At 49.2% G+C, this 13,826-nt stretch carries 10 protein-coding genes and 2 tRNA genes; 3 read left to right on the top strand and 9 right to left on the bottom strand.

Annotation, left to right across the window (positions count from 1 at the left end; translation table 11 throughout):
* Positions 1-22: 22 nt before the first annotated feature.
* The 6 genes from DUT67_RS15600 to nagB form a co-directional block, all read right to left on the bottom strand.
* Positions 23-107: transfer RNA gene (locus tag DUT67_RS15600), tRNA-Leu, on the bottom strand.
* Positions 108-114: 7 nt separating this feature from the next.
* Positions 115-191: transfer RNA gene (locus DUT67_RS15595), tRNA-Met, on the bottom strand.
* A 218-nt stretch (positions 192-409) separates the two neighbouring features.
* Positions 410-2,074, bottom strand: a complete 1,665-nt coding sequence (asnB, locus tag DUT67_RS15590) for an asparagine synthase B (protein ID WP_048259291.1) — start codon at positions 2,072-2,074, stop codon at positions 410-412.
* Positions 2,075-2,277: 203 nt separating this feature from the next.
* Positions 2,278-3,501 carry an ROK family protein gene (locus DUT67_RS15585; protein WP_113632330.1) on the bottom strand — a complete coding sequence of 408 codons (1,224 nt, stop codon included), beginning with the start codon at positions 3,499-3,501 and terminating at the stop codon, positions 2,278-2,280.
* A gap of 110 nt (positions 3,502-3,611) precedes the next feature.
* Positions 3,612-4,757 carry an N-acetylglucosamine-6-phosphate deacetylase gene (nagA, locus tag DUT67_RS15580; protein ID WP_113632309.1) on the bottom strand — a complete coding sequence of 382 codons (1,146 nt, stop codon included), beginning with the start codon at positions 4,755-4,757 and terminating at the stop codon, positions 3,612-3,614.
* Between the two features lie 19 nt (positions 4,758-4,776).
* The gene (nagB, locus tag DUT67_RS15575; RefSeq protein WP_113627323.1) at positions 4,777-5,577 is read right to left on the bottom strand and encodes a glucosamine-6-phosphate deaminase; all 801 of its coding nucleotides are present in this window, start codon (positions 5,575-5,577) and stop codon (positions 4,777-4,779) included.
* Between the two features lie 345 nt (positions 5,578-5,922).
* Here nagB and nagE point away from each other — a divergent pair, with 345 nt between their 5' ends.
* Positions 5,923-7,419, top strand: coding sequence for an N-acetylglucosamine-specific PTS transporter subunit IIBC (nagE, locus tag DUT67_RS15570; RefSeq protein WP_113632310.1), 1,497 nt, complete (start codon positions 5,923-5,925; stop codon positions 7,417-7,419).
* Between the two features lie 163 nt (positions 7,420-7,582).
* Positions 7,583-9,241 carry a glutamine--tRNA ligase gene (glnS, locus tag DUT67_RS15565; protein ID WP_113627325.1) on the top strand — a complete coding sequence of 553 codons (1,659 nt, stop codon included), beginning with the start codon at positions 7,583-7,585 and terminating at the stop codon, positions 9,239-9,241.
* Between the two features lie 63 nt (positions 9,242-9,304).
* Here glnS and fur read toward each other — a convergent pair whose 3' ends face one another.
* The gene (gene fur, locus DUT67_RS15560; RefSeq protein ID WP_048259296.1) at positions 9,305-9,754 is read right to left on the bottom strand and encodes a ferric iron uptake transcriptional regulator; all 450 of its coding nucleotides are present in this window, start codon (positions 9,752-9,754) and stop codon (positions 9,305-9,307) included.
* Between the two features lie 329 nt (positions 9,755-10,083).
* Positions 10,084-10,611 carry a flavodoxin FldA gene (gene fldA / locus DUT67_RS15555; protein WP_048259297.1) on the bottom strand — a complete coding sequence of 176 codons (528 nt, stop codon included), beginning with the start codon at positions 10,609-10,611 and terminating at the stop codon, positions 10,084-10,086.
* Between the two features lie 889 nt (positions 10,612-11,500).
* Here fldA and DUT67_RS15550 point away from each other — a divergent pair.
* Positions 11,501-13,168 carry a methyl-accepting chemotaxis protein gene (locus DUT67_RS15550; RefSeq protein WP_113632311.1) on the top strand — a complete coding sequence of 556 codons (1,668 nt, stop codon included), beginning with the start codon at positions 11,501-11,503 and terminating at the stop codon, positions 13,166-13,168.
* 115 nt (positions 13,169-13,283) lie between these two features.
* On the opposite strand, the gene ybfE is transcribed toward DUT67_RS15550, so the two are convergent.
* Positions 13,284-13,565 carry a LexA regulated protein gene (gene ybfE, locus DUT67_RS15545; protein WP_113632312.1) on the bottom strand — a complete coding sequence of 94 codons (282 nt, stop codon included), beginning with the start codon at positions 13,563-13,565 and terminating at the stop codon, positions 13,284-13,286.
* Between the last annotated feature and the right edge of the window lie 261 nt (positions 13,566-13,826).

The raw sequence follows: 13,826 nt of genomic DNA, 5'->3' as shown, positions 1-13,826 counted from the left end.
TGTCAAACCGAGAAGATGATAATGGTGCGGGAGGCGAGACTTGAACTCGCACACCTTGCGGCGCCAGAACCTAAATCTGGTGCGTCTACCAATTTCGCCACTCCCGCAGAAAGATGGTGGCTACGACGGGAATCGAACCTGTGACCCCAGCATTATGAGTGCTGTGCTCTAACCAGCTGAGCTACGTAGCCATCTTTCCGCTTCACCTTCATCGGCGTTGCGGGGCGCATTATGCGTAGTTGGTCTAATTGCGTCAACTAGTTTTTTCCCGAAAAGTGCCCTCAATGTATCGTTTGTTTGGGTTGTGAACAGTATGGTGAGAAAAACGTCAAAAAGCACGCATTCCCAATCAATTAAGCGCACAAAAACGGGCCATGAAAGGCCCGTTGACTGATGAAATTAAATCGAATTATTTGTAGGCTGATTGGTGTACACCAACCGCTCGGCCTGATGGGTCATCCAGTTTTTTGAAGGATTCATCCCACTCAATCGCTTTAGCCGACGAACAAGCGACTGACGGGCCACCAGGGACACATTCTGCTGCACTCGGAACGGGGAACAGCTCTTCGAAGATTTCACGGTACAGGTAGGCTTCTTTGGAGCCTGGGGTGTTGTACGGGAAGCGGAAGCGTGCAGTTTCCAATTGTTGATCGGTAACCTGATTTGCAGCTACTTCTTTCAGAGTGTCGATCCAGCTGTAGCCCACGCCATCGGAGAACTGTTCTTTCTGACGCCAGGCAACGCTGTGCGGCAGGTCAGATTCAAAGCACTCACGCAGGATGTGTTTTTCCATCTTGCCGTTGCCGCACATTTTGTCGCGCGGGTTGATGCGCATGGCGACATCGAGGAAGTTTTTGTCCAGGAATGGCACGCGAGCTTCCACGCCCCAAGCTGACATCGCTTTGTTAGCGCGAGCGCAGTCATACTGGTGCAGTGCCAGCAGCTTACGTACGGTTTCTTCATGCAGTTCTTTGGCGTTTGGCGCTTTGTGGAAATAGAGGTAGCCGCCGAACACTTCGTCAGAACCTTCGCCTGACAGCACCATCTTGATGCCCATCGCTTTGATTTTACGCGACATCAGGTACATCGGCGTTGAGGCACGAATCGTGGTGACGTCATAGGTTTCGATGTGATAAATCACGTCGCGAATCGCATCTAGCCCTTCCTGCACGGTGAAATGAATTTCGTGGTGCACGGTACCGAGGTGTTTAGCGACTTCCTGCGCGGCTTTCAAATCTGGCGCACCTTCCAAACCAACGGCGAAAGAGTGCAACTGAGGCCACCAGGCTTCACTGCGCGCGTCATCTTCTACACGACGTGCGGCATATTTTTTGGTGATCGCGGAGATAACGGAAGAATCCAGGCCACCAGAGAGCAACACGCCGTAAGGCACGTCAGACATCAGGTGGCTTTTCACCGCTTCTTCCAGCGCATCGTGCAGCGCTACTTTATCCGTTTCGTTGTCTTTTACGGCATCGTAATCAAACCAGTCACGCTGGTAATATTCACGGATTTCACCGTCTTTGCTCCACAGGTAGCTGCCTGCTGGGAATTCTTTGATGGTACGGCAAACTGGCACAAGCGCTTTCATTTCAGAAGCGACGTACAGGTTACCGTGCTCATCGTAGCCCATGTACAGCGGGATGATACCAAGATGGTCACGACCGATCAGATAGGCATCTTTTTCGCTGTCATACAGCGCAAAAGCGAACATGCCGCGCAGTTCGTCCAGGAATTCAGGGCCTTTTTCCTGATACAGCGCAAGGATGACTTCGCAGTCGGAGCCAGTTTGAAACGCATAACGGTCACCGTACTGCTGACGCAATGCCTGATGGTTATAAATTTCACCGTTAACGGCCAGAATGTGGGTGCGCTCGGCGTTGTAAAGCGGCTGTGCGCCCGTGTTGACGTCAACGATAGACAGACGTTCGTGAGCCAGAATCGCTTTGTCGCTGGCATAAACGCCGGACCAGTCTGGTCCACGGTGACGCATTAAGCGGGATAATTCCAGTGCTTTCTTACGCAGTTCAACAGGATCGCTTTTCAGATCAAGCACACCAAAAATAGAACACATACATGACTCCCAGTAATTACGAATTCGACCTTAGTGCCATTGATTTAGCATCAAAACGCCATAGGAATTCAATATTATTTAATGAAAAAAGCAATTGGTGTGGTGTTTCGTTAATTTATTGGCTTTTTTTGTGTTGATTCGTCAAATTCATGCAGGGGAAAGGCCGGGTTTTTAGTGATTACATAATCCGGCCAGAAAGGGAATCAGGCGTTTTCGAGCAATTGCTGTAGCAGAACACCGTTTAGCATCGCACGTTTGACCAATGCGAAGGCGCTGATAGCCGAAAGATGGTTGAGGCTGGAGATCTCAATTGGCAGATTATGACGAAATTCTTTCAATACCTGCGTGTTGATGCAGCGTTGAATCGCAGGAAGCAGTGTTTTTTCTGCTTCGGTAATTTCACCAGCAATCACGACTTTCTGTGGATTGAACAAATTGATCGCGATGGAAAGTGCTTTACCAAGATTGAGTCCAACCTGTTCGATGACCTCACGGGCGAGGTCATCGCCTCGGTTAGCCGCTTTGCAAATTGCTGAAATCGAACTGTTATTCGCAGAAAGCTTGCTGGGATAGCCCTGACGGAGCAGATGCTGTACGCGTTGTTCAATTGCGCCGTTGGCGACGACGGTTTCCAGACAGCCAAAGTTACCGCAATGGCAGCGATCGCCGAGTGGATCGATCTGAATATGACCGATCTCGCCGACGTTGCCGTTACTGCCGAGAAAAATTTGTCCGTTGACGAGAATTCCTGCGCCTGTACCGCGATGCACACGTACCAGAATTGAATCCAGTGAATCGTGGGTGGCGCCAAAATAGTGTTCCGCCAGTGCCAGACTGCGGATGTCGTGACCGACAAAGCTGGTGACGTTGAAGTGGCGTTGCAGATTTTCGACCAGTTTCCAGTTATTCACGCTGATATGCGGCATATAGCGGACGATACCTGCAACCGGATCAACCAACCCCGGTAGCACCACAGAGATCGCAATAAGCTCGCGGATACGGCGCTGGTGGCTGGCAATAAAGTCGCTGATAGACTGAAATAGCGTGGCTTCCAGCGACTCCTGTGTTTTCTCTTGCAGCTCGTAGTGCATTTCTTCCAGCGCTTTTCCCTGCAAATCGTACAACGCGATGGTGGCGTCATAACGACCGAGACGTACGGCGATGGTATGGAAAGGGCGGTTTTCGGTGATAATTGAAATGGCGCGTCTGCCGCCAGTTGAAGCCTGCTGATCGACTTCTTTGATGAGCCCGCGCTCCAGAAGCTGGCGGGTTATTTTGGTAACGCTGGCGGGAGCAAGCTGGCTCTGCTCTGCTATTTGAATCCGTGAGATCGGGCCTTGCTGATCAATCAGGCGGTAAACCACCGCGCTGTTTAATTGCTTAACCAGATCGACATTCCCTATCTGCGCCTGTCCGCCTGTGGTCATTAAAAGGTTACTCGCTTCTTTAGGTATAACGCGTTGTTTCGTCAACATGGGGTAAACCTTATCTTGGTTTCCCCCACGTATTTCCGCTTTACCTCAAGACGCTTTTCGCTTTATCCCCAAACAGGATTGCCGTTAACAAACGTCTTGAGAATGTGATAATCACGGTCAAATGCGGTTAGATTGGCCACTTTACCGCTTTCAATACTGCCTAAATGTTGATCGACGCCGATGGCGCGAGCTGGATAGAGCGTTGCCATCCGAATGGCTTCATCCAGAGCAATACCTGCGTGTTCGACGCTGTTACGTACGGCTTCGATCATCGTCAGGGCCGAACCGCTCAGGGTGCCGTGTTCATCGACGCAGAGACCATCACGGTAGTATATGGTTTTACCAGCAAAAATGAACTGGTCAATATCTGCGCCCGCCGGTGCTGTGGCATCGGTCACCAGCACCAGCTTATCGCCCTTGATACGCTTACTGTTGCGAATATTGGCCCAGTCTACGTGACGTCCATCCGCGATAATGCCGCAATAAACTTCCGGAGCATCGTAAATCGCGCCGACGAGCCCAGGTTCACGGCCAGTCAGATAAGGCATGGCGTTGAACAGGTGAGTGGCGAAGCGGATGCCAGCGGCAAAACCCTGCTTAGCCTGTTCCCAGGTCGCGTTAGAGTGTCCGGCGGAGACGATAATGCCTGCCGCAGTTAACTGGCGGATGACTGCTGGTTCGACTTCTTCCGGTGCCAGCGTGATTTTCGTAATCGCTTCTGCGTTGGCACACAGAAAATCGACGAGCGCTTGTGTCGGTTTGCGGATAAAGGCAGGGTCATGTGTGCCTTTTTTTATCACGTTCAGCCACGGGCCTTCGAGGTGCAATCCAAGCGCTTGATGCTTATTCTGCGCCAGCCAGTCTCTCATCACGTTGACGCTGTGTTCCATGAACGCATCGCTGGAGGTAATCAGCGTGGGTAAAAAACTGGTACAGCCCGAACGCTGGTTCGCCTGCTGCATGATCTCCAGCGTTTTGACGGAGATCGTGTCCAGCGAGTCGTTAAATTGCACTCCGCCGCAGCCGTTCAGTTGGAGGTCGATAAATCCCGGAGCGAGAAACGCACCGGCCAGATCGTGTTGTTCAATGCCGGCTGGGAGCTCAGCAACTGGGCAGACTCGCTCGATCAGCCCATTGGCAATCACGACAGCGTGATTATCCAGAATCTGATGGCCGGTAAAAATCCGGCTATGGGTTAACGCGTACATCATCGACTCCCGCGATCGGTTAGAGGTTCTTCATACTTTCCGTTTCTAACTCACGGAAGTATTTAACGGTTTTTACCTTCAGCTCCATCGTTGAAGGTTCGTCGCAGACCATGATGGCTTTGGCATGAAGTTGCAGACAACTGATGGTCCACATGTGGTTGACGTTGCCTTCTACCGCAGCCTGTAGCGCCTGGGCCTTGTTACGACCGGTCACCAAAATCATCACTTCTTCAGCATCCAGCAGCGTACCGACACCTACGGTCAGGGCAAATTTAGGCACCAGACTGACGTCCCCGCCGAAGAAACGGGAGTTTGCGATACGGGTTTCTTCCGTCAACGTTTTGATGCGGGTCCGGGAAGCCAAAGAGGAGGCGGGCTCATTGAAGGCGATATGTCCGTCATTGCCCACGCCGCCCATGAAAAGATGAATTTTCCCGTAGGACTTTATTTTCTCTTCATAACGGCGACATTCTGCTGTGATGTCTTCTGCGTTGCCGTTCAACAGGTTAATGTTTTCACGCTGAATATCAACGTGATTGAAAAAATTCTGATGCATGAAGGTATGATAGCTTTCCGGATGATCGGTTGGCAGGCCGACATATTCATCCATATTGAAGGTCACAACGTGTTTAAAGCTCACCAGACCCGCTTTGTGCATGGCAACCAGCGATTTATAGGCTTCCAGTGGTGAACTGCCCGTCGGTAGCCCAAGAATGAAAGGGCGCTCAGCGCTGGGCTTGAAAGCGTTAATTTTCTCAACGATGTGGCGGGCGGCCCATTTTCCGACGTCGGCGGCGGTAGTTAAGGGAATGAGTCTCATCAGCGCTCTCCTGATTTTTTAGTGGAATTAAATATGTTATTGCGTAAATCGCGCCGGTTGCGCGTTTTGTCTATGCATTAAAATTAGTCTACTCCGTTTTTTTTAATCTTGAAATAAGTTGGGGTTTTATTCAGGTATAAACTTTTTGTATGCAGTTTTTTGGTGATTTTTATCACATAATTACGGGGTTTAATTTGTGTAGCGAATTATTTTTCTTACACTCCCCCTAAGAACCCTCGCTGGGTCTGTTTTTTCGACAATGACGCTTTTTGACAGTGAAGTTTTTCGGCAGGTTTGTTTGCCCCACAACATTTCATTTACCTCACAAAGGTAAGAGAGGGAAAAGTGAGTACTCTGAGCTATTTACAAAAAGTCGGTCGGGCATTGATGGTGCCTGTTGCGACACTGCCTGCTGCCGCTATCCTGATGGGTATAGGTTACTGGATCGATCCGGTTGGTTGGGGAAGCGAGAACGCGTTGGCGGCACTTCTCATTAAATCGGGTGAGGCGATTATCGGGCATATGGCGGTACTGTTTGCGGTCGGTGTCGCTTATGGTATGTCGAAAGATAAGGATGGCGCGGCAGCATTGACCGGCTTTGTTGGTTATCTGGTGCTGACCACGCTGTGTTCACCGGCCGTTGTCGCCATGATTCAGCGGATCCCTGTTGAACAGGTGCCCGCTGCGTTTGGCAAGATTGAAAACCAATTTATCGGGATTCTTGTTGGTGTGATGTCCGCTGAACTGTATAACCGCTTCAGCCAGGTGGAATTGCCTAAAGCGCTGTCGTTCTTCAGTGGGCGGCGTCTGGTGCCGATTCTGGTTTCTTTCCTGATGATTCTGGTGGCGTTCATTTTAATGTACGTCTGGCCGGTGATTTACAATGCGCTGGTATCGTTTGGTGAACACATTCAACAGTTGGGGTCGGCTGGTGCTGGGGTTTATGCCTTCTTTAACCGCTTACTGATTCCTGTTGGGTTACACCACGCGCTGAATTCCGTGTTCTGGTTTGACGTTGCGGGTATCAACGATATCCCTAACTTCCTGGCTGGTCAGCAGTCTATCGATTCAGGCAAAGCCGTGGTGGGGATCACAGGGCGTTATCAGGCGGGCTTCTTCCCGATTATGATGTTCGGCCTACCGGGAGCCGCGTTAGCGATCTACCACTGCGCGCGTCCTGAGAACAAAAGTAAAGTTGCCGGGATTATGCTGGCGGCGGCGTTTGCTTCATTCTTCACTGGGATCACCGAGCCGCTGGAATTCTCATTCATGTTCGTGGCACCAGTGCTGTACTTCCTTCATGCGCTACTGACGGGTTTTTCCGTCTTTATCGCTGCCAGTATGCATTGGATTGCCGGGTTTGGCTTCAGTGCTGGTCTGGTGGATATGGTGCTGTCCTCGCGTAACCCGCTAGCCACCCAGTGGTACATGCTGATTGCACAAGGGCTGGTATTCTTCGTCATTTATTATGTGGTGTTCCGCTTCACGATTACTCGCTTCAATCTGTTAACACCGGGACGTGAACTTGCCGTGAGCGGTAGCGAAGCCGATGGATATGACGTGAGTACTGCATCTGCGGGTGAGAAATCAAGCGATACGGCGACGTTGGCGCGTGGTTATTTGCAGGCGCTGGGCGGCAAAGCCAATCTGATAGGTATTGATGCCTGTATCACGCGTTTGCGTTTGAATGTGGCTGACTCTTCTCTGGTTGATGAGGCGCAGGCGAAACGTCTTGGTGCGGCAGGTGTTATTCGTCTGAATAAGCAGAGTGTGCAGATTGTTGTGGGCACACAGGCTGAATCAATCGCAACCGCGCTGAAAGCGGAACATGATAAAGCGTAATATGACATCGTTACTTGTTTAACGCGGTGTTATGTCGATGAAAGTGATGGGCGAGATAGCAATCTCGCCCTTTTTTTCGTTATGAATAATTAACGGTTGTTTCCCAGCGTAGCTTGTTGGATCATTGTCGGTTATACGTCGTTTTAGCATTGAGGAATGAAGAATGAGTGAGGCTGAAGCCCGCCCGACTAACTTTATCCGTCAGATTATTGATGAAGATCTGGCGTCCGGTAAGCATGACCATATTCAGACGCGTTTCCCGCCAGAGCCGAACGGCTATCTGCATATTGGGCATGCGAAGTCTATTTGCCTGAATTTTGGTATCGCACGTGACTATCAGGGGCAGTGCAATCTGCGTTTTGATGACACCAATCCGGTGAAAGAAGATATCGAATACGTTGAGTCGATCAAACGTGACGTCGAGTGGTTGGGTTTTTCATGGAGCGGCAACGTTCGTTATTCTTCTGATTATTTCGATCAATTGCACGCTTATGCGGTTGAGCTGATCGGTAAAGGGCTGGCTTACGTTGATGAATTGACGCCCGAACAGATTCGTGAATACCGCGGCACGCTAACGGCGCCGGGTAAAAATAGCCCTTACCGCGATCGTACCGTGCAGGAAAACCTGGCACTGTTTGAAAAGATGCGCAACGGTGGGTTTGCTGAAGGTACAGCTTGTCTGCGTGCAAAAATCGATATGGCCTCGTCCTTTATCGTGATGCGCGATCCGGTGTTATATCGCATTAAATTTGCCGATCACCACCAGACGGGCAATAAGTGGTGCATCTACCCGATGTATGATTTCACCCACTGCATTTCCGATGCGCTGGAAGGGATCACGCATTCACTGTGTACGCTGGAATTCCAGGATAACCGCCGTCTGTACGACTGGGTGCTGGATAACATCACCATTCCTTGTCATCCGCGTCAGTACGAGTTTTCCCGCCTTAACCTTGAATACGCGATTATGTCTAAGCGTAAGCTGAATCAGCTGGTTGTGGAAAATGTCGTTGAAGGATGGGACGATCCGCGTATGCCGACCATTTCGGGTCTGCGTCGTCGTGGCTATAGTGCGTCTTCTATCCGTGAATTCTGTGTGCGCATCGGTGTAACGAAGCAGGATAACAACGTGGAAATGGCCGCGCTTGAATCCTGTATCCGTGATGATCTGAATGAAAATGCCCCGCGTGCGATGGCAGTGCTGGATCCGGTCAAAGTGGTTATCGAGAATCTGCCAGCCGAGCACGAAGAGTTTGTTGCGATGCCTAACCATCCGAATAAGCCAGAAATGGGCTCACGTCAGGTAGCATTCAGCCGTGAAGTTTATATCGATCGTGCTGACTTCCGTGAAGAAGCTAACAAACAGTACAAGCGTCTGGTCTTGGGTAAAGAAGTTCGCTTGCGTAATGCCTATGTGATCAAAGCCGATCGCATTGAAAAAGACGAGCAGGGCACTATCACCACCATTTACTGTAGCTATGATGCGGAAACGCTGAGCAAAGATCCGGCAGATGGTCGTAAAGTGAAGGGCGTCATCCACTGGGTTTCTGCGGCGCATGCGGTGCCAGCGGAATTCCGTTTGTACGATCGTCTGTTCAGTGTGGCAAACCCTGCGGCGGCGGATGACTTCCTGTCAACGATTAACCCAGACTCACTGAAAATTACGCAAGGTTTTGTAGAAGCGAGTTTGGCACAGGCCGAAGTAGAGAAAGCGTATCAGTTTGAGCGTGAAGGTTACTTCTGTGCCGATCGCGTTTACTCCAGTGCAGAACACCTAGTGTTTAACCGTACGGTTGGACTACGTGATACTTGGGTAGGCTAAGGCCACCGATAAGAAGACAAGAATAAAACCGCCTCGGCGGTTTTATTCTTTTATGCGGTCGATTTATCGTGTGGCGTCGTGCAGGGTTTCATCCTCGCGGCAATCCCCTTCACTGCAATGCCCATAGAGATACAAACTGTGGTTGGACAGTTTAATGCCATGTCTTTCTGCGATCTCGCGTTGACGTGCTTCGATAGATTCATCGCGGAATTCAATGACTTTGCCGCAGTCGAGGCAAATTAAGTGATCGTGATGATGCTGCTGCGTCAATTCAAAGACGGATTTGCCGCCTTCGAAGTTATGACGGGTTACGATGCCCGCATCATCAAACTGGTTAAGTACGCGATAGACGGTAGCAAGACCGATCTCTTCGCCCATATCAATCAGTCTCTTATATAAATCTTCCGCACTGACGTGATGGCAGACAGGATCCTGTAACACTTCCAGTATTTTCAGTCTTGGAAGAGTGACTTTCAGGCCGGCCTTCTTTAATGCGGTATTGTTGTCAGTCATGCGGGTTTAGTCCTGTTGCTTACTTATCAATGGAGGCTGCCTAGCCTATGACATCGGTCGGCTTAAAAAATGTAATCACGTCTCAATTATAGAACCGCGCATACAAAATGAAAACAAGGGAATGTTAACAATATTGTCCCCATTCACACTACTGATATACAACGCAATCCGTTGTTGATGAATGAGGAAATGGTTATGCACGTATAAAACCGATGGGATTATTGTACAGGTTTACTGATAGAAGTTAAAAAAATGTATCAATTATTATGAAAGGTTTTACCTATCAATGCTGTTTTGGCTCTGATAGGGGATATCAGAGCCAAAATGGCTTAGCCAACTAGCTCTTTCAGATTCAGTTCATCACTGATCTGCTTCACCCACGTCGTCACGCGTTCGTTGGTGAGTTCAGGCTGACGGTCTTCATCGATAGCTAAACCAATGAAGTGATTGTCGTCGGCAAGCCCTTTAGATGCTTCAAAATAATAACCTTCTGTTGGCCAGTGGCCGACAATCGTCGCGCCGCGAGGTTCAATGATGTCACGAATGGTGCCCATAGCATCACAGAAGTATTCCGCGTAGTCTTCCTGATCGCCGCAACCAAACAGAGCAACCAATTTTCCTGTGAAATCAACTTCTTCCAGTGACGGGAAAAAGTCATCCCAATCACATTGAGCTTCACCGTAATACCAGGTTGGAATACCCAATAGCAGAATATCGAAACCTTCGAGGTCTTCTTTGCTGCTTTTGGCGATGTCATGAACATCCGCAACGCCGCTGCCTAACTGCTGTTGGATCGTTTTGGCAATGTTTTCAGTGTTGCCCGTATCGCTGCCAAAGAATATTCCGATGAGTGCCATGAATTGAATAACCTCTTGATTCCTAATGGTATGGTGTAATATTTCACCCACTTATCCGTTAATAATAACAGACACTCACATCTGGAGAAACTCGTATCGGTAAGGAGGCGTAAATCAAGAGCGGGTGACAGGCGGAGGCAAGGAAGGGAAATGAAAAACATCACTGTTAATGTTAAATTCCACATGGTTAATAAGGTTTATGTTATCGTCTGAGAGTAAACGCACATTTCCTTAATATCGTCGCGGTTATTTATTCATAACAATGTTTCATTTTTTATGAATGTGCTTTTTATTTTTACAACTTGTACCGGTTGTAATTAAAAGCAGGCTTCTTTTTGTGAAAAATAAAAGTCACGGAACGGAACGTTACTATTCAGGAGAATTAAAATACATACAAAGGATAATGTTTTTTAGCGAATTGAAAACCTGTAACATTTTGCGGGAATATTCCTAATGAAAGGAAATAAGAATTATAACCATTTGCAGCTGAAACGATGCAATGCCGTGATGATGATTTTATTCTTTTGATGTTAAAGAATAAAATGAAAAATCACCTCTAATTGCTTTGCTGCGAAATGGCATATCCCTGCTATCAGAGATGTGGCGAGTATGGATAATGCTCTTACTTGCAACCCTCTGATTAAAATCCTTATATCTATAAAATAGGTGGGTTTATTCTCAATGTGAAAAATTATATTAATAAATATAGCGAGAACGCTAAATATTCTCTGTATTTAGCCGATGAGTTAGCGTGGTTTTTGAGTTTTCAACTCGGTGAAATTTGAACGCTAGGGAGAAGTGACCTGTTTCATGGTGTGAATTTTCTGATTCATATCGGTTGATTAGCGATAAAAATCTTTTTAACCATTTTCCTGATTTGGAGTGAGCTATGAGACTTATAAAAAATATTGCCATCAGAACCGCTATGCTATGGGTGCTGGGCACTTTTTGCGTTCTTTGGGGCGGCGTATCGATATATACCATGTTCTCTTTTAAAGAGATGACGGCGACCTCGAAGACCAGCACCTTGCTGGTTCAGAACATGAATTTTATCAACCAGGGCAACGATCAATACTTCCGTATGGTAACCCGTCTGGCGCGCGCTGTTGACGCTCGTCGTAGTGGCGATAACGCAACCGCAGATAAAGAGCAGGCATCGGCGTTAGTTGCACTGGATAAACTGAAGTCTGATCTGGTGGCGTTTAATGCTATCGATCATGCGAGTCTGGACGATGCGCTGGTACAGGCTGTCAGCCGTGACTGGAATAATCTGGTTGTTCAAGGCGTTGAGCCACTTTACCAAAAGGCCGCAGCCAACGCGCTGGATGACTACCAAAATCAGGCCAAGAACGTTGTGCCGCCATTGAGTCGCCAGTTTGGCGCATCTCTATCCGCGTTCAGTAACGCCAGCGCAGAGAAATTCGATGCGGCGGGTGTGCGTTTTGAACAAATCACCACGATTGGGCAGAACATTTTGCTGAGCGGGTTGTTTATCGGCCTTATCATGCTGTTCCTGACCGACCGTTATCTGGTGGTGTGTCTGGTTCGTCCGTTAAATGACCTGCGTTATCACTTTAGCGTGATTGCTTCTGGTCATCTGGGTAAGCCAATTCTGGACTTTGGTAATAACTGTGTTGGTCGCCTCTTCCCATTGCTGCGTGAAATGCAGGGAAGCTTGGCCAGTACGGTTAGCACCATCAGAAACAGCACGGACTCTATCTATCAGGGCGCTTCTGAGATTGCTGCGGGTAATAACGATCTGTCTTCACGTACCGAAGAGCAGGCTTCCGCATTGGAAGAAACCGCAGCCAGCATGGAGCAACTGACGGCAACGGTGAAACAGAACGCCGAAAACGCCAACCACGCCAGCCAACTGGCATTACAAGCCTCGACAACGGCGAAGAAGGGCGGTGAGATTGTTGAGAACGTGGTGAAAACCATGGCGGAAATATCCGGTAGCTCAAGAAAAATCGCAGAAATCACCACCGTGATTAACGGTATTGCTTTCCAGACCAACATTTTGGCACTGAACGCAGCGGTAGAAGCGGCGCGTGCGGGTGAACAGGGACGTGGGTTTGCCGTGGTAGCAGGAGAAGTTCGTAGTCTGGCGCAGCGCAGTGCGCAGGCAGCGAAAGAGATTGAAGGGCTGATTTCTGAATCGGTTCGCTGTGTGGATACCGGCTCCAATCTGGTTAGCGACGCCGGTGACACCATGCAGGATATCGTCCGTGCGGTTACCAATGTGACGGATATCATGGGTGAAATCGCCTCTGCCTCGGAAGAGCAGAGCAAAGGTATAGCGCAGGTTGGTCAGGCTGTGGCGGAAATGGACAGCGTAACGCAGCAAAACGCCGCGTTGGTTGAACAGGCATCGTCGGCAGCCTTGTCGCTGGAAGAACAGGCGGCGTTGTTGAACCAGACTGTGTCGCTGTTCCAACTGTCCGATTCGCAGTCAGCGCTGCAAGTGGCTGCAAAACCGGTGCAGAAAGCGCAGGCGATTGCGCCGCGTGCAAGCAAAGCGCTACCGGCCAGTAGCGACAACTGGGAAAAATTCTAGCTGTCGCTTTAATCCAGGATGGTATTTTTAGTCTTGGGTTAACGTTCAGGCGGCGTCAGAAATGGCGCCGCACAAGATGTGAATACTGCATTATGTGAATCGCGTGTTACGTCAATCAGGAATGCTGTTCGGCCAATTGTGCCAACAGCATCTCTTCAATCAATTCACTGCGGCTAATGTTCCGCTCTTCAGCAAGGCTGTTCAGGATATCGACAGCATCGCTGTTAATTTTTAATTCAACACGGCGCAAGCCACGAACTTTATCGCGACGTAGTTGATTACGCTTGTTAATTCTTAGTTGTTCGTCACGAGTGAGCGGGTTGGTCTTGGGGCGGCCCGGACGACGCTCATCTGCGAACAGATCCAGTGTGGTACGATCCGTTTGTTCTTTTGCCATAAGTAATGATACTGCAAGGTATTCGGACCAAAATACACCACGCTGCCTGTCTTGTTCACAAATAAAACCGATGCCTATTCTTATCCTGCAACAGGATTGTCAGGTTGCGGTTTGCCTATATGTGGAACATGCCGGGAAGTGGTGCGTGCATTTTGATGAAGTGGTTACAATGCTTGTGGCTGAATCAGCCGTCCCTCTACTGCGAGCGCCATCATACCCTAGCCACACTGGCGGCGACAACGGTTAACTGCCGTCGTCGCT

It is taken from the genome of Pectobacterium peruviense (assembly GCF_003312355.2).
GTDB lineage: Bacteria > Pseudomonadota > Gammaproteobacteria > Enterobacterales > Enterobacteriaceae > Pectobacterium > Pectobacterium peruviense.
Note: the sequence above shows the minus strand (reverse complement) of the source record. Positions and strands in the feature narration are given on the sequence as shown.

What these genes read in the sequence shown, in the direction of transcription:
- fur (WP_048259296.1), bottom strand. Translation starts at nt 9,754, where the DNA reads ATGACTGACAACAATACCGCATTAAAGAAGGCCGGCCTGAAAGTCACT.
- asnB (WP_048259291.1), bottom strand. Translation starts at nt 2,074, where the DNA reads ATGTGTTCTATTTTTGGTGTGCTTGATCTGAAAAGCGATCCTGTTGAA.
- fldA (WP_048259297.1), bottom strand. Translation starts at nt 10,611, where the DNA reads ATGGCACTCATCGGAATATTCTTTGGCAGCGATACGGGCAACACTGAA.
- nagA (WP_113632309.1), bottom strand. Translation starts at nt 4,757, where the DNA reads ATGTACGCGTTAACCCATAGCCGGATTTTTACCGGCCATCAGATTCTG.
- glnS (WP_113627325.1), top strand. Translation starts at nt 7,583, where the DNA reads ATGAGTGAGGCTGAAGCCCGCCCGACTAACTTTATCCGTCAGATTATT.
- DUT67_RS15585 (WP_113632330.1), bottom strand. Translation starts at nt 3,501, where the DNA reads ATGACCACAGGCGGACAGGCGCAGATAGGGAATGTCGATCTGGTTAAG.
- ybfE (WP_113632312.1), bottom strand. Translation starts at nt 13,565, where the DNA reads ATGGCAAAAGAACAAACGGATCGTACCACACTGGATCTGTTCGCAGAT.
- DUT67_RS15550 (WP_113632311.1), top strand. Translation starts at nt 11,501, where the DNA reads ATGAGACTTATAAAAAATATTGCCATCAGAACCGCTATGCTATGGGTG.
- nagB (WP_113627323.1), bottom strand. Translation starts at nt 5,577, where the DNA reads ATGAGACTCATTCCCTTAACTACCGCCGCCGACGTCGGAAAATGGGCC.